The following is a 19834-nucleotide window of genomic DNA, read 5'->3' on the forward strand; positions in this document are numbered from 1 at the left end:
GCGTGGACGGCCCCGTTCCAATCCCGACCCGGGCCGTTGGCAATCGCGATGGACGTGCGCTATGTTCCTCCCGTGGTCGGAGAAGTTCGGGTAGCCGAACTCTTTCGAGGAGACCGCCCCGGGACCGTTCCCGGCGACCAACGCCATGAGGCCGCCCGTCCGCGAGGACCGGCGGTGGATGTCGGTCATCGGGAGCGGCGCCCGGGACGACCCCTGCTTCTCCGCGATCACGACGCGTCGCCGACCCCGGTGTGAGGGCCGGACGGCGACGAGGGAACCGGCCGACCCCGCGTGTTGAGGGACACGCGGGCGCGGGGACCGGACACCACGGTGTCCGGTCCCCGCGAGGCCCGGTGCTCCGGGGTCAGTCCGCCGCGGCCCCGCCGACCACCGTCTGCGCCTCGTCCTGCACGAGGACCGACGCGAGCAGCTCGTACGAGCGGATGCGGGCCGACAGGTCGGCGACGTTCATCGCGACCATCACCTCGTCCGCGCCCGACGCCTCGGCGAAGGCCGAGACCTGCTGGGCCGCGGCGTCCGCGTCGCCGACGGCCGAGAAGTGCAGCATCTGCTGCGCGTGCCGTCCGACGGGCGAGCGCAGGATCGCCTCGGTCTCGGCGCGGTCGCTGCGGTCGACGGAGCGACCCGACAGCGCGCGGGCCATCTTCTCCAGCGCCGTGGCGTGCAGCAGCTGCGCCTCGTCGTCGGTGTCGGCGGCGAAGACGTTCATGCTGGCGATCATGTACGGCTCCTCCAGCGCCTCGGAGGGCCGGAACTCGGCGCGGTAGAGCCTGGCCGCGTTCAGCAGCTCGGCGGGCGCGAAGTGCGACGCGAAGGCGTACGGCAGGCCGAGGTGGGCGGCCAGGCCGGCCCCGAACAGCGACGAGCCCAGGATGTAGAGCGGCACCTCGGTGCCCTCCCCCGGGATCGCCCGGACGGTCGCGCCGGGGCGGGCGGGGCCGAGCAGCCGCTGGAGCTCCTGGACGTCCTGCGGGAACCGCTCGGAGGCGTCGGGCGAGCGACGCATCGCCTGCACCGTCTCGAAGTCGGTGCCCGGCGCGCGGCCCAGGCCGAGGTCGACGCGGCCCGGGTAGAGCGTCGCGAGGGTGCCGTACTGCTCGGCGATCACCAGCGGCGAGTGGTTGGGCAGCATGACGCCGCCCGACCCGACGCGGATCCGCTCGGTGTGCGAGGCGATGAACCCGGCGAGCACCGCCGGCGTCGACGAGACGATGCTCGGCATGTTGTGGTGCTCCGAGAACCAGTAGCGCCCGTAGCCCCACCGCTCGGCGTGACGCGCCAGCTCCGCGCTGCCGAGCAGTGCGTCCCGCGGGGTCACGCCGCCCCCCGCCGTGGCCAGATCCAGTACCGACAACCGCACAGCCATACGAGCCTCCCTACCGGCCCGGGCGCACCCGGGCTCGACCCCGGGCGACTCCCGGGATCCTCCTTCGAGGCTACACCCGCGTCCCTCCGGGCCGGTGCGGACGGGGCCTCCCGCGCCCCGGACCGTGCTCAGGCGTCGAGCAGCCGGTCGACCGCCGCGAGCACCGTCTTGCGGTTCGCGTGGGCGACCTCGTGCTCGCGCACCGCGCGCAGCTCGTCGTCCGACAGCCCCGTGAGGCTCTTGCGCACGAGCACCGCGGTCAGCTCGTCGTAGCGCTCGATCGGCAGGGTGCGCTCACCACCGCCCTCGCGCTCGATCGGGATCGCGACGGCCTCCGGGAGCGCCGCGCCGGCGCCGGCCGTCCCACCCTTGCCGACGGTACGGCGACCGCGCTCGAGAAGGGCCTCGATCTCCTGACGGATCTCGTCGGTCTGCCTGCGGCTCGCCGCGACGATCGCGGCGGCCAGCTCGCTGGCGTCCTTGCGCGTCATGCGCCCGCGACGGACGGCGTCCTCCACCGTCTCCTGCACCCGCTCGCCGGTCTCCGCGACGCTGCGGGCCAGTGAGCGGCGCAGGGCCGTCAGCTGGGCGAGCAGCGCGTCGTCGCGCCCGTCGTCCCCGAGGCCTGGTGCGTCCTCCGGGGGACCCTGCTTCATCGCTGCACCGCGCCGAGGAGGTCCACTGTGGCCCGAGCCTACTCGACGGTCCCGGGCGCGTCGGCGAACGGTCCGGCGCGGAGGACCCACTCCAGCAGCGCCTTCTGCGCGTGACGCCGGTTCTCGGCCTGGTCCCAGATCCGCTGGCGGTCGCCGTAGAGGACCTCGGCCGAGATCTCCTCGCCCGGGTGCGCGGGCAGGCAGTGCAGCGCGATCGCCCCGGGGCCCGCGGCGTCGAGCAGCTCGTCGGTCACGCCGTAGTCCGCCAGGGCGACGCGCCGCTCGTCGCTGTCGGTGTCACCCATCGAGACCCAGACGTCGGCGTAGAGGCAGTCCGCCCCGGCGACGCCGGCCCGCGGGTCCTTCGACAGCTCGGCGGGCGTCTCGCCCGCGGCCAGCTGGTAGCCGTCGGGCGCCACGACGCTCACCCGCAGGCCGGCGATCGAGCCGACGAGCGCGAGCGACCGGGCGACGTTGTTGCCGTCGCCGACGTAGGCGAGGTGCAGGTCGTCGAGGCCACCGTCGTCCGACAGCCGGTGCGGGAACGCCTCCTGCAGGGTCAGCAGGTCGGCGAGCACCTGGCAGGGGTGGTGCCCGTCCGTGAGCAGGTTGACGACCGGGATCGTGCCCTCCGCCGCGAGCTCCTCGAGCAGCGCGTCCTCGTTCGTGCGGATGCCGACGGCGTGGACGTGGCGGGAGAGGATCCGCGCGGTGTCCTTGACCGACTCGCCGCGCGAGAGCTGCATCTCGTCGGGCCGCAGCAGCAGCGGGTGGGCGCCGAGCTCGTGGACGCCGACCTCCATCGAGATCCGCGTGCGGGTCGACGGCTTCTGGAAGATCAGGCCGACGGAGCGCCCGGCGAGGCTGCGGGGGTGGCTCGGCGGGGTGGTCCCGCGGGCGACGTCGTGGGCCTTCAGCTCGTGCGCGCGGCGGAGGACGTGCAGCAGGTCGTCCCGGGAGAGCTCGGTCCCCGTCAGCAGGTGGCGCACGGTGGTCACCCGGCGAGGCTAGATCATCCCGCCGCCGCGACGGGCCCTGGGACGGACCGTGCGCGGGTCGTCGGGATGCCGGGAGCGCGACCCGCTCCGGGTGCAGGGGGATCGGCGAGGATGGCCGGGTGCTGCGCGTGGCCACCTGGAACCTCTTCCACGGTCGCGCGGACCCGCCCGCCGGGCGTCCGCTGCTGCACGAGTTCGCCGTCGTGCTGGCGGGGTGGTCCTGGGACGTCGCGCTGCTGCAGGAGGTCCCGCCGTGGTGGCCGCCGCTGCTGGCGCGGGCCTGCGGGGCGCAGCACCGCACCGCTCCGACCTCGCGCAACGCGCTGCTGCCGGTCCGCCGCGCGATCGCCGCGCGCCGGCCGGACCTGCTGCGGAGCAACGGCGGGGGCAGCAACGCGATCCTCGTCCGCCCGCCGCTGACGATCACCGCCCACGGCCTCCGCCGGCTGCGGTGGCTGCCCGAGCGCCGGGTCGCGCACGCGGTCCGGCTCGGCGGGGTCGAGCGCCCGTCGGCCGACGGGCTCTGGGTCGGCAACGCCCACGGACAGAAGGGCGAGTGGGACGACGGACCTGGTCTGGAGCGCCCCCTCGCCGACCTGCGGACGGCGGTCGCCCGGCTGGAGGCGTGGGGCTCCGCCGACGCGCCGCTGCTGCTCGGCGGCGACCTGAACCTGCCGCGCGAGGCCGTCGCCGCGGCCCTGCCGGCCGGATGGACGCGGATCGCGACGAGCGGCCCGGACCACGTCGTGGGGCGCGGCCTGGAGGCCTCGGGCGACTCGTGGCGGCCGGCGCGGAGCACGCTGTCGGACCACGCCGCGCTGGTCGTCGACGTGGAGGACCGCCGGTAGGCTCCCGCCCATGACGTCGCCCACGGACCGCTTCCACCGCCGCTCGTTCCTGGGCGTCGCCGCGGTCGGGATCCTCGGCCTGACGGTCGCCGGCTGCGGCGGGGACGACGAGTCCGCGACGACGGCGCCCGAGACCTCCGCCGCCGACCCCACGACGGAGGCCGCCCCGGCGGAGACCACGACCTCGGCCGACGCCGCGGGCGGCGACGTCGTCGCCATCTCGATGAAGGACATCCAGTTCGTCCCGAAGGTCGCGACGGTGAAGGTCGGGCAGAAGGTCGTCTGGACGAACACCGAGGCGGTGCAGCACGACGTCCGGGCGCTCGAGGGCGCGTCCTTCCAGTCCGAGCTCTTCGGCGAGGGCGGGACCTACGAGTGGACGCCGAAGAAGGCCGGCACGCTGGAGTACGACTGCTCCGTGCACCCCGGCATGGTCGGCACGCTGAAGATCGTCGCGGCCTAGGACCGGCGGGCGGGCGCGGGGCTCGCGACGGGGCCCGTCGGGCCGGTCGCGGCCCGGCGGGCCGGTCGCGGCCCGGCTACCTGCCCCAGAGCAGCCCGAACCCCTGGATCGCGCGGACGGCGCGGTCGCTGACCGTGCCGGCCTGGGGCAGCACGCCCAGCTGGACCGCCGCGGCGTAGCGGTCGGCGAAGAGGCGGGCGCGGTGGACCCGGTGGGCCGTCGCGTCGAGCTCCAGGACGAGCATGCCGTGGACGTGCAGGAACCGGTCCGTCGCCGGGACCCCGCCGAGCGGCTCGGTGTGGTTGCCGACGACCCGCATCGGGAGCGCCACGATGCGATCGCCGTCGTGCAGCGCCGGGCCCGTGGTCTCGAACGAGACGTCGGGGAACGCCGACCAGACCAGCGCCAGGTGGTCGGCGACCTGGTCCGGGCCGATCAGCGCGGCGGGGGCGAACGCGTCCTCGTAGTGGACGTCGTGGGTCACGAGCGCCGCGACGGCCTGCCGGTCGCGGCTGCCCAGCGTCCGCACCACCCGCACCTGCAGGGCCTCGCCGTCGATCTGCGTCATGGGCGGATCATCGCGGGTCCGGGCGTCCGGGTCGTCCGGGTCGCGGCCCGGCCCCCGGCGGACGGGACGGCGGGCCCGGTGCGCGGGCCGCGGCTCACAGCTCGGGGGTCCCGGCCACGGGTGTCGACGGCAGCGCGTGCGTGCGGCGCGGGATCCGGCCCGAGCCGCGCGCCAGGCGCCCGGCCTCGACCGCCAGCCGGATCGCACGGGCCATCCGGACCGGGTCCTCGGCGCGGCTGATCGCGGTCGCGCAGAGGACGGCGTCGCATCCGAGCTCGAGCGCGAAGGCGGCCTCCGACGCGGTCCCGATCCCGGCGTCGAGGACCACGGGGACCCCGGCCCGCTCGACGATCAGCTCGATGTTGTGCGGGTTGCGGATCCCCAGGCCGGACCCGATCGGCGAGCCCAGCGGCATCACGGCGGCGCAGCCGACGTCCTCCAGGCGCCGCGCGAGCACCGGGTCGTCGGTCGTGTACGGCAGGACGACGAACCCGTCCGCGACCAGCTCCTCCGCCGCGGCGAGCAGCTCGACGGCGTCGGGCAGCAGCGTCCGGTCGTCGCCGATCACCTCGAGCTTGACCCAGTCCGTCGCGAACGCCTCGCGGGCGAGCTTCGCGGTCAGCACCGCGTCCCGCGCGGTGAAGCAGCCCGCGGTGTTGGGCAGCAGCGCGACACCGGCGCGGGTCAGCGCGTCGACGAGCGAGCCCTCGATGTCGGTGCCGCCGGACCCGGCCCGGCGGAGCGCCAGCGTCACGAGCTCGGTGCCCGACTCGGCCACCGCGGCCTCGAGCGTGACCATCCGGCTGAACCCGCCCGTGCCGAGCAGCAGGCGCGAGTCGAACGTCCGGCCCGCGATCGTCAGCGGGTCGGCGGCGGGGGTCAGGGCGTCGGCGGCCGACGGAGCGGCGGCGGGCTCGGCGGAGGCCATGGGGTGAGGGTAGTCCGTGGCCTCCGGGGCCGGGCGGGGAGCGGCGGGGCTGGCGCCTGCCGTCATCCCACCCCGATCCGGTCCGGCAGCGTCGCGACCGGGGGCTCGAGGTAGGCCAGGCCCGCGGCGGCGGCACCGTCCCGGTCGACGTCCTCGTCGCCCAGGTGCGCGGCGACCGACGCGGGGAGGCCCAGCAGCTCGAGCGCCGGGGCGAAGATGCGCGGGTCGGGCTTGCCGACGCCGACGCCGCCCGAGGTCACGACGCCCGCGAAGAACGGCGAGAGGCCCAGGTCCTCGAGGTGGACGGGCAGCCCGCGGTCCCAGTTGGACACGACGACCATCGGGACACCGGCCGCCCGCAGGCGCTCGAGCGCGGGGACGACGCCGGGGAGGACCGAGAAGCGCAGGCAGTCGAGGAAGCCGTCGACGAACGCGTCGTCGACCGGGCCGGGCAGGTCGAGCTCGCGGGCGACCAGCGCCGCGCACTCGTGCTGGAGGACGCGCAGGGCCGCATCGTCGCCGGCGCCGGCGTGGTGGGCCTTGTAGTGGGCGATCTCGATCCGCAGCGCCGCCCGCAGCGCGGCGTCGTCGCGGTGCTCCCCGGTCGTGGCGACGAGCGCCCGCAGGCGCGGCACGGGGTCGTCGAGGGTGACCAGGCAGCCCATCGCGTCGATGGTCAGGCCGCGCACGGGGCGACCGTCGGGCGTCGTCGGCATCGCCCGATCCTGCCGGTCCCGGTCGTCGGGTGCGCGCGTGCGGTTCGCGGTGGCCCGGGACCTCGGGCGGCCGGACCCCACCGGCCCGCGACGCGCCGTCCACCCGCGGGGCGCAACCCGGGGCGGTCCGTCGACGGCACGACGGGGCCCGGGGGCCGTACCGTCCCCGGGGTCGTGTCCGACCCGCAGCCCACCGCCCCCTACTTCGACGCGCTCGTCGCCTACGGCCTGCGCGGCGCGTCGCGCTTCCACGTGCCCGGCCACAAGGGCGGGCGCAGCGCCGACCCCGGCCTGCGTCACGGCATCGGCGACCAGGCGCTCGCGCTCGACATCCCGCAGGACATCCACGGGGTCGACGCCGGCCTGTCGCCCACCCCGTACGAGCGGGCCGAGGCGCTGGCGGCGGAGGCCCACGGCGCGGCGCGCACGTTCTTCCTCACCAACGGCGCGACGCAGGGCAACCACGCGCTGACGCTGGCGCTCGCACCGCCGGGCGCCCGGGTCGTCGTGCAGCGCAACTCGCACGCCTCGATCGTCGACGGCCTCGTGCTGTCGGGCGGCACCCCGACGTTCGTCGCGCCGGAGTACGACGACGACCTGGGGATGGCGCTCGGGGTCGACGCCGAGGAGCTCCGGCGCGTGCTGGCCGCGGCGCGGGAGGCGGGCGACCCGCCGCGCGCGGCGTTCGTGGTCTCCCCCACCTACTACGGCATCGCCGCCGACGTGGCGGCGCTCGCCGAGGTGGCCCACGAGGCCGGCGTGCCGCTGATCGTCGACCAGTCCTGGGGTCCGCACTTCGGGTTCCACCCCGGCGTCCCCGAGAGCGCGGTGCGCCTCGGCGCCGACGCCGTCCTCACCAGCACCCACAAGATCGCCGGCTCGCTGACGCAGAGCGCGATGCTCCACGTCGCCGACACCGGCCGCGTCTCGATCGAGGCGATCTCCCGGACGCTCCGGCTGCTGCGCTCGACCTCCCCCTCGTCGCTGCTGATGGGGTCGCTCGACGCGTCGCGCCGGCAGATCGCGGTGCACGGCGAGGCGCTCCTGCACGAGACGATCGCCTCCGTCGCGACGCTCCACGCGAAGATTCGCCGGACGCCCGGGCTCGACGTCCTCGACGACCGCCTGCGCCACCGCACCGGGGTCGGCGGCTGGGACCCGCTGCGCGTCGTGGTCGACGTCCGCGGGATCGGCCGGACCGGCTACGAGGTCGCCGACGCGCTGCGCGAGCGCTACGACGTCAACGTCGAGCTGGCCACCCACGCGGTCGTGGTGCTGCTGCTGGGGATCGGCGAGGACCCGATCGGCCTGCAGCGCGTCGGCGGCGACCTCGACGAGATCGCCCGGCGCCTGCGACGCCCCGGGGGCGGCACGACGGTCCCCGCGCCCCGTGCCCCGGACGCGGTGTCCGTGCTGCCGCCCCGCGCGGCGTTCCTGGGCCCCGGCGAGACGGTCGACGCCGACCGGGCCGCCGCCGAGGGACGGATCTCGTGCGAGTCGATCGCCGGCTACCCGCCGGGGATCCCGGCGCTGCTGCCCGGCGAGCGGGTCTCGCCCGAGATCGTCGCCTACCTCCGACGGCTCGTCGACGCCGGCGCGCGCCTGCACGGCGCGGCCGATCCGCAGCTCGGGACGATCCGCGTCCTGCCGGCGGGCTTCGGCGAGGGCTGAGGGCCGCCGCGGCCGCCACCCGCCGGGCGCGACGGGCCCGAGCGACGGGGCGCCGCCGGCATGGCCTGGCGCCGCCGGCGTGGTCTGGCGTTTACCACCGGCAGGTAGCCTCGGGCCGATGAGCGGCGACGACGACCTCCCCGTCCCCGGCTACCGGCTCAAGGAGCTGGATCCCCAGATCCTCCGCCACCCCGCCGACCGGGCCGCGACCGCCGCGCTGGGGTCGATCCCCGGGATCGACACGATCGTCCGGCGGCTCAGCGAGATGGGCTACGAGCGGGCCCTGCGCCAGAACCTGCTCGCGTCGGCGGTGCGCCTCTCGCAGCAGCAGCTGCCCGACGTCTACGACCTCCACCGCAGCGCGTACACGACGCTGGACCTGGCGCGGACGCCGGAGCTGTACCTCGCGGCGTTCCCGACGTCCAACGCGGTGACGATCGGCTCGAGCGACCCGCTCGTGCTCGTCCACTCGCAGCTCATCGACCAGCTCGACGCGCCCCAGCAGCGCGTCGTCTTCGCGCACGAGGCCGCGCACGTGCTCTGCGACCACGTCCTCTACGGGACGGTCCTGCAGATCATCCTCAGCATGGGCGGCAGCGTCCTGAACAAGTCGCTGCCGACCGCCCTGCCGCTGATGGCGGTGAAGAACGCGCTGCTCGAGTGGTCGCGCGCGGCCGAGCTGACGTCGGACCGCGTCGCCGCGCTCGTCGTCCAGGACCCGCTGCTCGTGTGCCGCACGCTGCTGTCGATCTCGGCCGGCACCGCCGCGGACCGCCTCGACCTCGGGGCGTTCCTCGCGCAGGCCGACGACTACGGCAAGCAGAGCCGTGGGCTCGGCCTGCGGACGAAGCTCAACCTGGAGCTCGGCTCGACGCACCCGCTCTCCGTCCGGCGCGCGCACGAGCTCATGGCCTGGGTCAAGAGCGGCGACTACGACCGGATCCGCGACGGGGTCTACCCCAGGCGCGGCGAGGAGGATCCGGACGTCCGCGCCGAGGCGCGCGCCGCGGCGGACCACTACCGCGAGCGGTTCCAGGGGGCGTTCAAGGACGTCGCCGGGCAGGCCGAGGGCGCCGCGAAGACCGTCACGGACTGGCTGAACAAGAACCTCGGGGACCGGTAGCAGCGGGACCTCGGGGCCGGCGGGGCGGGATTCCGAGGCCGGCGGGTCGGGACCTCGAGGGCCGGCGGGTCGGGACCTCGAGGGCCGGCGGGGCGCGGACCTCTTCCCGGCGGACGCCTCCGGGCGTACGCTGTCCCTGGCCCGGAACGGCGACCCGACCGCCGGGCCCCGCTCGTCGTCCGGCGCGCGGCCCACCGCCCCGGAGAGGTCCAGATGCGCCCACGCCCAGCCGTCCACCGCGTCGCCGCCCGAGCGTCGCTCGCGACGACCGTCGCGGTCCTCGCCGCCACCGCGGTCCCCGCGCCCGCCGCGGCGAAGACGCGCCACGCGCCGTGCCCGACGGCCGGCACGACCCTGTACCGCTCCTCGAAGTACGACCTCGTCGGCCTGCGCGTCTACCGGGTCGGCACGGCGCTGCGTTCCTGCACGCGGTCGACGGGGAAGCGCCGGCGCATCCGCTCCCTCGGCGTCTGGACGCCGGCCACGAAGGTCGCTGTCGGCGGCGGGTTCCTCGCCTGGACGACCCGCGGGACGGCCGCCGACGGGACGGCCGCCGACACGGTCCGCACCACGAACGTCCCGACGGGCAGGCGCGCCCTGACCGTCACGCGGACCGCCGTCGCCACGGGCCCGACGATCCCCGCGACGCCCGACACCGTCGTCGCCCTGCAGACGGACGGCCTGGCCACGGCGTGGGTCACCACGGGCGGGCGGCTCGCGGTGGCGGTGGCCCTCCCGAAACTCGTTCCCCCGACGGAGCCCGACGAGAACCCGGTCTTCCACGACGGCGCGATCTACGCGGTCCGGGACGTCGGGGCCGCCCTGGCCCCCGCCCTCGCGAAGGGCATCACGTTCGTGGACGCGAGCGAGACGGACGACTGCGGCGGGACGATCAGCCGCATCCTCCGCATCCCCGCGGTCGGCGACGCCCCGGCCGGGGTCTTCGAGTACCTCCGGCAGGCCGCGAAGCCGTCGAAGGGGTGCAACTGACGGCGGGCGGGAGCCTCAGCCGCCCTGCATCGCGACGAGCACCTCGACGTGCTCCCCCGCGACGAGGGACCGCGCCGACCACGTGCCGCGCGGCACCACCTCGCCCGCGATCGCGACGGCCACCCCGCGGCCGTCCTCGGGCAGGCCGAGGTCGACGACGAGCTCGGTGACGGAGCGGCCCGCGGCCTCGCGGGGCTCACCGTTGACGTGGACGGTGGCGGTCTCAGGCACGGGCGTCCTCCGGGACGGGCGGGTGAGGGGGAGCGGGCGCGATGGCGGGAACTCCGGCGACGGGCGCGGCGGCGAGCACCTCGCCCGACGGCGGCGATGCGGGCGGGTGCGGACCGTCCGCCGGCCTGCCGCCCGGGTCCGCGACCGCGAACCGGCGCGGATCGACCAGCGACGCGACGCGCTCGTCGGCCGGGGTCCGCGGCGTCCCGGTCAGCGCGTCGGCGAGCAGGACGCCCGTCAGCGGCGCGAGCAGGACGCCGTTGCGGTGATGGCCGGTCGCCCACCACAGCCCGTCGACACCCGCCGCCGGCCCGATCACCGGCAGCGCGTCGGGGGTCGTCGGGCGCAGGCCGGCCAGGGTCTCCTCGACCTCGAGGTCCAGCAGCCCGGGGACGAGCTCGAAGCCGTCGCGGAGCAGCTCGTGCAGCGCCCACGCCGTCGTGGCGACGTCGAAGCCGCGCTCCTCCGTCGTCGCGCCGAGGACGTAGCGCCCGTCGTCCCGCGGCACGAGGTAGCCGTGACCGAAGCGCAGGACCCGCTCGACGAGCCCCGGCCCGGACGGGTCGCGCAGCACGAGCAGCTGCCCCTTGACCGGCCGCACGGGCACGCGCGCCCCGTCGGGCAGCCCGCCGACCGGACGGGCGCCCGTGGCCAGGACGACCGCGCCCGCGCGCAGCACCCCAGCGTCGGCCAGGAGCGCGCCCGTCGCACGCGACCCGCCGCCGGCGACGTCCTCGAGCAGCACCCGCTCGACGGCGACCGCCGTGACTTCGACCCCGTGCTCCGGCAGGCCGGCCACGAGCGCCGCGACGACCCGGCGGGGGTCGACGGCCAGGTCGCCCGGCACCGACAGGGCACCGCGCAGCGTCGGGGCGAGCGCCGGCTCGAGTCTGCGGGCGGCGCTCGGCAGGAGCCGCTCGACCGGCAGTCCGAAGCGCCCGCAGACCTCGCTGAACCGCGTCAGCGCCTCGGCCTCGTCACGGTCGCGGGCCAGGGCCAGGGTGCCCGCGGCGTGCAGGGGGACGTCGACGCCGGACGCCGCGGCCAGCGTCGCCGCGAACGCGGGCCAGCGGTCCAGGCCCGCCCGGCCGACGAGGAGGTGGGCGGGGTCGTCCGGCTCGGCCTCCGTCACCGGGGCGAGCATCCCGGCGGCCACGCGCGAGGTCCCCGACCCCGGGGCCGCGGGATCGACCACCCGGACCGACGCACCGCGGCGCGCCAGCTCGAGCGCCACCGGCAGACCGGCGAGCCCGGCCCCGACGACGAGCACGTCGGTCGAGCGGTCGGCGGGGAGGGCGGAGGGAGCGGGCACGGGCGTGTCGCGCGCCCGCATGACCGGGCGGCTCGGCGGTCGGGGACGGCGTCGTCCCCCTCTCAGCCCGGACGGGCTCCCGCCACGGATGGCTCCGCCGATCGTACCTCGCGCGGACCGCCCGGCCACGCACCGCCGTCGATCCCGGCCCCGCCGCGCGCCGCCTCGACCCGCGCCATTCCGCGTGCCCGGCTGGCACACTCCCCGCCCATGACCCCCGAGGAGCGCCGCGCGCGCTTTTCCGCCGTCCACCTGTACCTCGTGGCGCCGCTGGTGACGGACGGCCGGACGCTCCTCGACATCGCCACCCACGCGGTCGCCGGCGGCGTCGACGCCATCCAGCTGCGCGACAAGATCGCGACGGACGCCGAGCTCGTCGCCGGCCTGCGCGGCCTGCGGCAGCTGTGCGACATCACCGGCACGCTGCTGGTGCTGAACGACCGCCCCGACCTGGCGGTCGCCGGGGGCGCCGACGCGGTGCACGTCGGCCAGGACGACGTCCCGGTCGACGAGGCACGCGGCATCGTCGGCGAGGACCTCCTGATCGGCCTGTCGACGCACTCGAAGGGCCAGATCGACCTCGCCCACGTCGGCGGTGCGTCCGGCGACCCGGAGGCGGTCCCCGACCACATCGGGGTCGGGCCGATCCACGACACGCCGACGAAGGCCGGCGCGAAGGCGGTCGGGGTCGACCTGATCCCGCACGCCGCGGCGGGCGAGCTGCCGTTCGTCGCGATCGGCGGGATCGACGCGCAGACGATCCACGCGGTGCTCAAGGCCGGCGCCCCGCGCGTGGCCGTCGTCCGCGCGATCGCCGAAGCGGACGACCCGCGCGCGGCGGCCTCGCTGCTGCGCGGCGCCGTCGACGCCCGCCGCTGACCGGCCCCGGCGCCCCGCGGCGGCGCGGCGCCCGGCATGATGGGTGGCCATGGCCGATCGCAAGCGCAAGCGCAAGCGCACCGGGCAGGGCGCGACGGGGCAGGCCTCCGCCCGCACCGCCCCGCGCCCCGCGGCCCCGAAGGCCGATCCGTCGGCGGCCCGGTCGGCCGCTCCTGCGGCCGGCGGGGGCGACGCGATGAAGCGCGGCTACGCGAAGGCCGAGCTGAAGAACATCGCGGCCCGCGAGGCGCTCCAGCCCATCGGCCCGGAGAACCGCCCGCGGATCGTCCTGATCGCCTGCGCGTGGCTGCTGCTGGCGTGCGTCAGCCTGGTGGTCTCGATCGTCACCGCCGACGGCGACGGCGTCGTCGGCCAGCGCTTCGGCAACGCCCTCATGCTGGCGGTCGTCCTGGTGGCGATCTGGGGCACGTACCGCCTGCGGCCCTGGGCGATCCTCGGCGCCCAGACCCTCTTCGCCCTGGCGTTCGTCTTCACCGTGCTCGCCGCCGTCTTCTCGGACAAGATCCTGCTGTCGCTCGGCCTTGCCGCGAGCGCCCTCATCACGGGCTGGATCTTCTACCGGATGATCAACGTCATGGCGCGCGTGCAGAAGATGGAGCTGCAGCGCCGGGGCGAGATCGGGACGCCCGCGTCGCGCGGCTGAGATCGCCCGGCGGGACGGGCGATCCGGGTCGGATCGGTAGGGTCGGAAGGGCACTTCGCAAGCAACGCAGGAAGCGTCCTCCATGGCTCAGTACGACACCATCGTCATCGGTTCCGGTCCGGGCGGCTACGTGGCCGCGATCCGTGCCGCGCAGCTCGGGCTGAAGACCCTGGTGATCGAGAAGGCCGTCGTCGGCGGACGCTGCCCCACCGTGGCGTGCATCCCCGCGAAGGTCGTCCTGCGGTCGGCGGACATCCTCACCGAGGCCCGCGACGCCGGTGACTTCGGCCTGAAGATCGAGAACATCGAGGTCGACTTCGGCGGCATCGCCGACCGGCGCGAGAAGGTCATCGGCCAGCTCACCGGCGGCGTCGCGCAGCTGCTGAAGAAGAACGAGATCGAGTACCTCGAGGGCGAGGCGTCGCTCAACGCCGACGGCGGCGTGACCGTCGACGGCGAGACGCACACCGCGTCCAAGGGCGTGCTGCTGGCCACCGGCTCGGTCCGCCGGTCGATCCCGGGCGTCGAGTACGGCGGCCGCGTGATCGGCACGGAGGAGGCCTGGGCGTTCAACGAGCTGCCCGGCTCCATCGCGGTCGTCGGCGCCGGCGCGTCGGGCACCGAGATCGCCTCCGCGTACGCCCGCCTGGGCTCGAAGGTCCAGCTGTTCGAGTTCCTCGACCGCGTGCTGCCGGGCGAGGACGTCGACATCTCCCGCGTCGCCAACCGCGAGTTCAAGAAGCAGGACATCGAGGTCCACGTCTCGACGAAGGTCGCGGACGTCGAGACCTCCGACAGCGGCGTCACGTTCTCGTTCCAGAAGGGCGAGGACGAGAAGCAGCAGGGTCAGGCGGACTGGCTGATCATCGCCACCGGCCGCGGCCCGGACGTCGAGGCGCTCGGCCTCGACGCGGCCGGTGTGAAGCTCGACGACAAGGGCCTGATCGCCGTCGACGGCCGCCTGCGCACGTCGGCGAAGGGCATCTGGGCCATCGGCGACCTCGTCCCCGGTCCGGCGCTCGCGCACAAGGCGTCGGACGAGGGCGTCGTCGCCGCGGAGGACATCGCCGGGCAGAAGACGCACCCGATCTCCTACGTCGACATCCCGCGCGCCACGTTCTGCAAGCCCAACGTCGCGTCGTTCGGCCTGACCGAGGCGCAGGCCAAGGAGCAGGGCTACGACGTCGTCGTCGGCAAGGTCCCGTACGGCTCCGTCGGCGGCGGCACCGTCTACGGCGAGGGCGGCACCGTCAAGATCATCGGCGACAAGAAGTACGGCGAGCTGCTCGGCGGCCACATCGTCGGCGCGAAGGCGACCGAGATGATCCAGGAGCTCGTCAACGTCAAGGCGCTCGAGGGCGGCTACGCCGAGGTCGCCCGCTCGGTGCACGGTCACCCGACGCTGTCGGAGGCCGTCCTGGAGGCCGCGCGCGCGGCCGACGGCTGGCTCATCCACGGCTGAGCGATGACGACCCCCGAGGAGTCCCCGCTGGCGATCACGCGGGTGACTCCCGGGGCCGCCGGCGAGGGTCACGACCACGACGCCGGGACCAAGCGCGACCACGACCACGACGCGGCCCCCGTGCCGGGCGACGAGGGCCCGCCCGCGTTCTTCTTCGACTTCGGCGACCCCGAGTCGTACCTCGCCGCCGAGCGCGTGCTGCAGACGCTGCCGGTCGCGACCCCGTGGGTGCCGATCGACTCGTCGCGTCTGCCGGAGTCGACGTGGTCCGGGTCCCGCGGCGCCGAGGACGAGGCCGCCGCACGTGCGCGCATCGAGGTGACCGCCGCCGAGCGGGGCCTGCAGCCCGTGCGCTGGCCGGCGACGGTGCCGCCCGACACCCGCAAGGCGCTCCTGGCCGCGTGGTACGCCAAGGGCATCGGCCGGGTCGTGTCGTTCAGCCTGCCGGCCTTCCGCCAGGCCTTCGCGGGCGGCCACGACCTCGGCAGCGAGACCCCGGTCCTGCTGGCGGCGTCGGCGTGCGAGATGCATCCGCGGGCGATCGTGCAGGCCTTCGGGCGCCCCGTGATCGCCGCGGCCCTGGACGACGCGACGGACCGCGCGATCGCGGCCGGCGTCCGTCGGGTCCCGGCGATCTGGACGGGCGACCGGGTGTTCCACGGCGACGCGGGCGTGGACGAGGCCGCGGCGCACCTGGCGTCGCGGGCGGCCGCCGAGCCGACCTGACGTCGGGGCGGGGCCCGGTCCCTCTCCGGGTGCGCCGAGCCCTGCCGTCTCCTGACCCGGTTCCGGCCCGAGACGCTCGGGGCGGGGCCCGGCCTCCTCTCACTCCATGTCGAGGCCCAGGTCGAGCTGCTCCTCGTGCTCGTCCGGGTCGGCCTGCCGACGGCGGCGGGCCGCCTTCTTCCAGTGGCGGACGAGCTCGCGAGACGTCGCCGTGCGCCACGAGACGCCCCGGCAGACGGGCTCGATCCGCACGTCGCCACCGGGCTCGACTCCGAGGACGAGCGCCATGAAGCGCCGACCCTTCTTGTCGACCTCGACGATGTCCCCCGTCTCGATGGGCGCCCGACGCACGCGGCGAGGCTAGAGCCTGCCCCGGACGCCCCGCGGGGCGGCGAGCCGTTCGGATCGACCGTTCCGCACCTCGCACCCGTCGACGTTCACATGACGGAAACGTCGATGCGCGAGGATCAGGGCACCGTGGACCTGGTGCCCGACCCCGCCGACGATCCGCAGGCGCCGGCCGACGCGCGGATCGCGCTCCTCAGCGACACCCACTTCCCGCAGCGCGGCCGCCGACTCTCGGCCGAGGTGCGCGCCCACCTCGCGGACGCGACGGCGATCGTCCACGCCGGCGACCTCTGCGACCTCGAGGCGCTCGAGGAGCTGCGGGCCGTCGGCCCGCCGGTCCACGTCGTCCTGGGCAACAACGACGACGAGCTCGAGGCCCGGCTGCCCGAGCAGGAGAGCGTCACGATCGCCGGCGTCCGGATCGGCATCGTGCACGACGCGGGGCCGCGGAACGGCCGCCTGGCCCGCCTGCGACGCCGCTTCCCCGACCACGACGTCGTGGTCTTCGGCCACAGCCACATCCCGCTGCACGAGCAGGACGACGACGGCTTCCAGATCGTCAACCCCGGCAGCGCGACCGACCACCGCGGCCGGTGGCCGGTCCACACCGTCGGCGAGCTGCGCGTCCGCGACGGGGCCGCGACGTTCGCGCTGATCGACCTGCCGACGTGACCAGCGGGCCGCGCTGCCCGCCTGGCCGCGCCGGGCGACGGCCGCGCTGACCGCCGAGTCGGGCCGGGCGACGGGCGTGGCCACCGCCGTGCGTCCGGTCGGACACCCCCCGACCGGACGTGGTCCGGCCGCGGGCCCCCGCCGGGCGTCGGGTCCTTCGTGACCGGGCTCCCCGCGCGCGCGAAGACCGCCCCTACGGTGGTCGCCATGCCCGAGGTCCTCATGCCCCGGCTCTCCGACGCCACGACGGAAGCCACGATCGTCGCCTGGCTCGTCCCCGACGGCTCGAGCGTCCGGATCGGCGACGAGGTCGTCGAGATCGAGTTCGACAAGGCCACCACGGCCTGGCCCGCCGACGCCGACGGCGTCCTCTCGATCGCCGTCCCCGCGGGCCGCACGGTCTGCCCCGGCACCGCCATCGCACGGATCGGCGCGGTCGACGGGGGCGCGGCGATCCCGGCCGGCGAGGGTCCGTCGGCGGTCGACTCCCCGTCGGACGACCCGGTCGGTGGGGGCGCGGCGGGCACCCCCGTCGAGGCGAGGACGTCGGTCTCCTCGGCCGGGGCGACGTCGTCGGACGTCCCGGTCGAGGCGGGCCCGGCGGGCCCCCTGGCCGGGGTGGTGCCGGCGGTCTCGCCCGCCGAGGAGGCTTCGGCGGACACCGCGGTCGCGGCGGCGTCCGCGTCGACGACCGCCCCCGTCGTCGACCCGACGGCGCCGGGCCCCGCCGCGCCCCTCGACGCCGAGGCCCCGACGCTCCGCACGCCGTCGCGGATCGAGCGGCTCGTCAGCGACCGCATGGTGCAGAGCCGCACCGAGATCCCCGAGTTCACGGTCTCGGTCGAGATCGACATGGGCGCGGCGCTCGCGATGCGCGGCGACCTCAAGGCGGTCGGCGCCCCGGGCGGCGGCGGGCGCACCCCGTCGGTCAACGACCTCTTCGTCAAGGCGTGCGCCCTGGCGCTGATCGACCACCCGCGCATCCGCAGCGCGTGGACCGACGACGGCGTCCTGCAGCACGAGCGGATCGACGTCGGCGTGGCGGTGGCCACCGACGACGGCGGCCTGGTCGTCCCCGTCGTCCGCGGCGCCGACCGCAGCGGCCTGGCCGCGCTGGCCGCACAGACCCGTGAGCTGACCGGTCGCGCCCGCAAGGGCCGGATCACCCCGGCGGAGATGAGCGGCGCGACGTTCTCGATCAGCAACCTCGGCGCCATGGGCGTGTCGCACTTCACCGCGATCATCGGTCCCCGGCAGGGCGCGATCCTGGCCGTCGGCGCGACGATCGACCGGTTCGTGCCGGTCGGTGGCGAGCCGGTCCTGCGACCGATCTGCACCGTCACCCTGAGCAGCGACCACCGCGTGATCTACGGCGCGCACGCCGCGGCGTTCCTCGAGCGTCTGCGGACGATCCTCGAGCACCCCGGCGCCCTGGCCTTCTGAGCCGGGGCGGGGCGGACGGGCTCGCGTCGACGACGTGCCATGCTCGATCACGCATGAGCGAGCCCACCGATCTCGTCACCCCGCCCGCCGACGTCACGGTCGCCGAGGGCACCAAGCGCGGCACCGCGACGACGAGGGTGCCCACGCGCGTGCAGACCGCCATCGCGCGCCGCATGGCCGAGGTGCGGGCGACCGTCCCCACGTGGACCGCGTCCGTCGACGTCGACGTCCAGGACCTGACCTCGCAGCTGACCGGCGGGGCGGTGCTCCTCGACGCGGTCGCCAAGGCGGTCGGCGTGTCGCTGCGGACCCACGAGCGCCTGAACGGGGCGTGGCGCGACGGCGGACTCGAGACCTGGACGCAGGCCAACCTCGCGCTGGCGGTGGACCTGGCCGGCGAGTCGATCGTCCTGCCGACGATCCTCGACGCCGGCGGACAGTCCATCGAGGGCATCGCGGTCCGGCGCGCCGAGCTGCAGGCCAAGGCCCGGGAGGGCAGCCTGCGGGCGCCGGACAGCGCGGGCCCGACCTTCGCCCTGATCGACGGCGGTCCCGACGGCGCCGACCGCTTCGACGCGATCATGCCGCCCGGCATCGGCGCGGCCCTCGCGATCGGCGCCCCCCGCCGCCGGCCCTGGGTGGTCGGCGAGGAGGTCCTCCCCCGCCTGGTCGTCACGCTCACCCTGACCGCGGACCACCGCGCGATCTACCCGTCGCACGGCGGCTCGTTCCTGCGCTCCGTCGCGGACCTCCTCGAGGAGCCCAGCGGCATCCTCGGCGCGGCGTAGGCGGCACGCCACCCGCCGCGTCCCCGTCACCCGCCCCCGTCCCGGGCGTCAGTCCCCGTCGTCGCCCTCCTCGGCGACCTGGGCGTTCGGGCGGGTGTCGCTGTCGGTCCGGGCCCGCGGGACCCCGCCGTCGCGGCGCGCGATCGCGCACCAGGCGCGGTCGGGGCGGCCGAGCGGGAAGCAGACCCGCAGCACGTCGCGGGACAGGCGGCGGACGTCGGCCTCGTCGAGCCGGTCGGTGGCGTACTCCGGGGCGCGGCGCTCGGCCAGACGGACGGCGACGGCGACCATCCCGTCGTAGCGCTCCTGCTCCGCCACCACCGCGGGGCGGTGCAGGATCCCGCCCACGCAGAGCCCGAGCACGCCGACGCCGATCGCGAGGGTCGCCGCGCGGTCGCGGGCGACGAGCCGCGGGAGCGACGGGTCCCGCCGACGCAGGACGCGGGACCCGACGGCCGCACCCAGCAGGGCGAGTCCCGCGACCACCCCGATGAGGCCCGCGAACCGCGGCCACGACAGGCCCGGCGCACCCCCGGGCGGCAGCACGACGAGCAGCAGCGCCCCGGCCGCGACCCCGGCCACGAACGCCAGCCGTGCGCTGTCGCCGCGCACCCGCCAGCGGAGGCGCGCGAGCCAGAGGGGCGGCTCCCCCGCACGAGCGGATCGGGGCCGGCGCATCGGTCGAGCGTACCCACGCACGCGGCCCGGCGAGCCCGTCCTCTACGGTGGGCGGGTGGCTCCCTCAGGCCCTCCATCCGACCCGCCGGACCGCCCCGGCGACCCCCGCGATCGCGACGCCGACGACTGGGACTGGGGCGACGAGTGGGACGCCCCCGAACGGCCGGCCCCGGGCCGCCGGGCGGAGGTGGACGGCGGCGCGTCGGACGCCCGCGGCCCCGAGGCCCCGGACGCCCCCGTACGCCGCGGCTCCGACGGCCCCGACAGCAGCGGCGACGTCGGT

The 19834-nt window shown here is 76.1% G+C and carries 22 protein-coding genes and 1 pseudogene; 13 read left to right on the forward strand and 10 right to left on the reverse strand.

What is annotated here, in order from left to right:
- Positions 1-364: 364 nt before the first annotated feature.
- The 3 genes from Q7T67_RS04155 to argF all read right to left on the reverse strand — a co-directional run bounded on the left by Q7T67_RS04155 (position 365) and on the right by argF (position 3041).
- Positions 365-1381 (reverse strand): LLM class flavin-dependent oxidoreductase, encoded by a 1017-nt coding sequence (locus Q7T67_RS04155; protein ID WP_370695359.1) that lies wholly within the window; start codon positions 1379-1381, stop codon positions 365-367.
- A 134-nt stretch (positions 1382-1515) separates the two neighbouring features.
- Positions 1516-2043: a hypothetical protein gene (locus Q7T67_RS04160; protein WP_304786297.1), complete on the reverse strand. Its 528-nt coding sequence runs from the start codon at positions 2041-2043 to the stop codon at positions 1516-1518.
- A gap of 38 nt (positions 2044-2081) precedes the next feature.
- Positions 2082-3041: an ornithine carbamoyltransferase gene (gene argF, locus Q7T67_RS04165; protein ID WP_304786298.1), complete on the reverse strand. Its 960-nt coding sequence runs from the start codon at positions 3039-3041 to the stop codon at positions 2082-2084.
- A 119-nt stretch (positions 3042-3160) separates the two neighbouring features.
- On the opposite strand from argF, the gene Q7T67_RS04170 reads away from it, so the two are divergent.
- Positions 3161-3889 carry an endonuclease/exonuclease/phosphatase family protein gene (locus Q7T67_RS04170; RefSeq protein WP_304786300.1) on the forward strand — a complete coding sequence of 243 codons (729 nt, stop codon included), beginning with the start codon at positions 3161-3163 and terminating at the stop codon, positions 3887-3889.
- A 10-nt stretch (positions 3890-3899) separates the two neighbouring features.
- Positions 3900-4352 (forward strand): plastocyanin/azurin family copper-binding protein, encoded by a 453-nt coding sequence (locus Q7T67_RS04175; RefSeq protein WP_304786301.1) that lies wholly within the window; start codon positions 3900-3902, stop codon positions 4350-4352.
- Positions 4353-4428: 76 nt separating this feature from the next.
- Here the strand turns inward: Q7T67_RS04175 and Q7T67_RS04180 are convergent, their stop codons facing one another.
- The 3 genes from Q7T67_RS04180 to Q7T67_RS04190 all read right to left on the reverse strand — a co-directional run bounded on the left by Q7T67_RS04180 (position 4429) and on the right by Q7T67_RS04190 (position 6564).
- Complete coding sequence (locus tag Q7T67_RS04180; protein WP_304786303.1) at positions 4429-4920, reverse strand: ester cyclase; 492 nt, start codon at positions 4918-4920, stop codon at positions 4429-4431.
- A 94-nt stretch (positions 4921-5014) separates the two neighbouring features.
- The gene (locus Q7T67_RS04185; RefSeq protein ID WP_304786305.1) at positions 5015-5848 is read right to left on the reverse strand and encodes a thiazole synthase; all 834 of its coding nucleotides are present in this window, start codon (positions 5846-5848) and stop codon (positions 5015-5017) included.
- A 62-nt stretch (positions 5849-5910) separates the two neighbouring features.
- Positions 5911-6564 carry an HAD-IA family hydrolase gene (locus Q7T67_RS04190; RefSeq protein ID WP_304786307.1) on the reverse strand — a complete coding sequence of 218 codons (654 nt, stop codon included), beginning with the start codon at positions 6562-6564 and terminating at the stop codon, positions 5911-5913.
- Positions 6565-6738: 174 nt separating this feature from the next.
- Here Q7T67_RS04190 and Q7T67_RS04195 point away from each other — a divergent pair, with 174 nt between their 5' ends.
- The 3 genes from Q7T67_RS04195 to Q7T67_RS04205 all read left to right on the forward strand — a co-directional run bounded on the left by Q7T67_RS04195 (position 6739) and on the right by Q7T67_RS04205 (position 10348).
- The gene (locus Q7T67_RS04195) at positions 6739-8235 is read left to right on the forward strand and encodes an aminotransferase class I/II-fold pyridoxal phosphate-dependent enzyme (protein WP_304786309.1); all 1497 of its coding nucleotides are present in this window, start codon (positions 6739-6741) and stop codon (positions 8233-8235) included.
- 118 nt (positions 8236-8353) lie between these two features.
- On the forward strand, positions 8354-9358 hold the full coding sequence (locus Q7T67_RS04200; RefSeq protein WP_304786311.1) for a M48 family metallopeptidase: 1005 nt from the start codon (positions 8354-8356) through the stop codon (positions 9356-9358).
- Positions 9359-9571: 213 nt separating this feature from the next.
- The gene (locus Q7T67_RS04205; protein WP_304786313.1) at positions 9572-10348 is read left to right on the forward strand and encodes a hypothetical protein; all 777 of its coding nucleotides are present in this window, start codon (positions 9572-9574) and stop codon (positions 10346-10348) included.
- A 15-nt stretch (positions 10349-10363) separates the two neighbouring features.
- On the opposite strand, the gene thiS is transcribed toward Q7T67_RS04205, so the two are convergent.
- Together thiS and thiO are read right to left on the reverse strand one after the other, a co-directional pair.
- Entirely contained in the window at positions 10364-10579 is a 216-nt protein-coding gene (gene thiS, locus Q7T67_RS04210) for a sulfur carrier protein ThiS (protein ID WP_304786315.1), read from the reverse strand.
- Positions 10572-11891, reverse strand: a complete 1320-nt coding sequence (gene thiO, locus Q7T67_RS04215; RefSeq protein ID WP_304786317.1) for a glycine oxidase ThiO — start codon at positions 11889-11891, stop codon at positions 10572-10574. Before thiO ends, thiS begins: the two co-directional genes overlap by 8 nt.
- A 210-nt stretch (positions 11892-12101) precedes the next feature.
- Between thiO and thiE the strand changes: the two genes are divergently transcribed.
- The 4 genes from thiE (at position 12102) to Q7T67_RS04235 (ending at position 15622) form a co-directional block, all read left to right on the forward strand.
- Positions 12102-12770 (forward strand): thiamine phosphate synthase, encoded by a 669-nt coding sequence (gene thiE, locus Q7T67_RS04220; protein WP_304786319.1) that lies wholly within the window; start codon positions 12102-12104, stop codon positions 12768-12770.
- Positions 12771-12819: 49 nt separating this feature from the next.
- Positions 12820-13434: a hypothetical protein gene (locus Q7T67_RS04225; RefSeq protein ID WP_304786321.1), complete on the forward strand. Its 615-nt coding sequence runs from the start codon at positions 12820-12822 to the stop codon at positions 13432-13434.
- A gap of 82 nt (positions 13435-13516) precedes the next feature.
- Positions 13517-14896 (forward strand): dihydrolipoyl dehydrogenase, encoded by a 1380-nt coding sequence (lpdA, locus tag Q7T67_RS04230; RefSeq protein ID WP_304786323.1) that lies wholly within the window; start codon positions 13517-13519, stop codon positions 14894-14896.
- Positions 14897-14899: 3 nt separating this feature from the next.
- Positions 14900-15622, forward strand: a complete 723-nt coding sequence (locus Q7T67_RS04235) for a DsbA family protein (RefSeq protein ID WP_304786325.1) — start codon at positions 14900-14902, stop codon at positions 15620-15622.
- Positions 15623-15721: 99 nt separating this feature from the next.
- On the opposite strand, the gene Q7T67_RS04240 is transcribed toward Q7T67_RS04235, so the two are convergent.
- A complete protein-coding gene (locus tag Q7T67_RS04240; RefSeq protein ID WP_304786327.1) occupies positions 15722-15973 on the reverse strand; it encodes a hypothetical protein in 252 nt (83 codons plus the stop codon).
- Between the two features lie 105 nt (positions 15974-16078).
- Between Q7T67_RS04240 and Q7T67_RS04245 the strand changes: the two genes are divergently transcribed.
- From Q7T67_RS04245 to Q7T67_RS04255, 3 genes are all read left to right on the forward strand, one after another.
- Positions 16079-16642: a metallophosphoesterase gene (locus tag Q7T67_RS04245; protein ID WP_304786329.1), complete on the forward strand. Its 564-nt coding sequence runs from the start codon at positions 16079-16081 to the stop codon at positions 16640-16642.
- Positions 16643-16849: 207 nt separating this feature from the next.
- Positions 16850-18085 carry a dihydrolipoamide acetyltransferase family protein gene (locus tag Q7T67_RS04250; RefSeq protein ID WP_304786331.1) on the forward strand — a complete coding sequence of 412 codons (1236 nt, stop codon included), beginning with the start codon at positions 16850-16852 and terminating at the stop codon, positions 18083-18085.
- Positions 18086-18138: 53 nt separating this feature from the next.
- Positions 18139-18873 (forward strand): 2-oxo acid dehydrogenase subunit E2, encoded by a 735-nt coding sequence (locus tag Q7T67_RS04255; protein WP_304786333.1) that lies wholly within the window; start codon positions 18139-18141, stop codon positions 18871-18873.
- 48 nt (positions 18874-18921) lie between these two features.
- On the opposite strand, the gene Q7T67_RS04260 is transcribed toward Q7T67_RS04255, so the two are convergent.
- Positions 18922-19551 (reverse strand): hypothetical protein, encoded by a 630-nt coding sequence (locus tag Q7T67_RS04260; protein WP_304786335.1) that lies wholly within the window; start codon positions 19549-19551, stop codon positions 18922-18924.
- Positions 19552-19606: 55 nt separating this feature from the next.
- On the opposite strand from Q7T67_RS04260, the pseudogene Q7T67_RS04265 reads away from it, so the two are divergent.
- Positions 19607-19834, forward strand: a pseudogene (locus Q7T67_RS04265) (hypothetical protein); the annotation flags it as partial.

The organism is Patulibacter sp. (assembly GCF_030655195.1).
Classification (GTDB): Bacteria; Actinomycetota; Thermoleophilia; order Solirubrobacterales; family Solirubrobacteraceae; genus Patulibacter.

Coding starts and splice junctions, on each gene's coding strand:
- Q7T67_RS04160 (WP_304786297.1), bottom strand. CDS start 2,043: ATGAAGCAGGGTCCCCCGGAGGACGCACCAGGCCTCGGGGACGACGGG.
- Q7T67_RS04175 (WP_304786301.1), top strand. CDS start 3,900: ATGACGTCGCCCACGGACCGCTTCCACCGCCGCTCGTTCCTGGGCGTC.
- Q7T67_RS04180 (WP_304786303.1), bottom strand. CDS start 4,920: ATGACGCAGATCGACGGCGAGGCCCTGCAGGTGCGGGTGGTGCGGACG.
- Q7T67_RS04185 (WP_304786305.1), bottom strand. CDS start 5,848: ATGGCCTCCGCCGAGCCCGCCGCCGCTCCGTCGGCCGCCGACGCCCTG.
- Q7T67_RS04190 (WP_304786307.1), bottom strand. CDS start 6,564: ATGCCGACGACGCCCGACGGTCGCCCCGTGCGCGGCCTGACCATCGAC.
- Q7T67_RS04200 (WP_304786311.1), top strand. CDS start 8,354: ATGAGCGGCGACGACGACCTCCCCGTCCCCGGCTACCGGCTCAAGGAG.
- Q7T67_RS04205 (WP_304786313.1), top strand. CDS start 9,572: ATGCGCCCACGCCCAGCCGTCCACCGCGTCGCCGCCCGAGCGTCGCTC.
- thiE (WP_304786319.1), top strand. CDS start 12,102: ATGACCCCCGAGGAGCGCCGCGCGCGCTTTTCCGCCGTCCACCTGTAC.
- Q7T67_RS04225 (WP_304786321.1), top strand. CDS start 12,820: ATGGCCGATCGCAAGCGCAAGCGCAAGCGCACCGGGCAGGGCGCGACG.
- lpdA (WP_304786323.1), top strand. CDS start 13,517: ATGGCTCAGTACGACACCATCGTCATCGGTTCCGGTCCGGGCGGCTAC.
- Q7T67_RS04235 (WP_304786325.1), top strand. CDS start 14,900: ATGACGACCCCCGAGGAGTCCCCGCTGGCGATCACGCGGGTGACTCCC.
- Q7T67_RS04245 (WP_304786329.1), top strand. CDS start 16,079: ATGCGCGAGGATCAGGGCACCGTGGACCTGGTGCCCGACCCCGCCGAC.
- Q7T67_RS04250 (WP_304786331.1), top strand. CDS start 16,850: ATGCCCGAGGTCCTCATGCCCCGGCTCTCCGACGCCACGACGGAAGCC.
- Q7T67_RS04255 (WP_304786333.1), top strand. CDS start 18,139: ATGAGCGAGCCCACCGATCTCGTCACCCCGCCCGCCGACGTCACGGTC.
- Q7T67_RS04260 (WP_304786335.1), bottom strand. CDS start 19,551: ATGCGCCGGCCCCGATCCGCTCGTGCGGGGGAGCCGCCCCTCTGGCTC.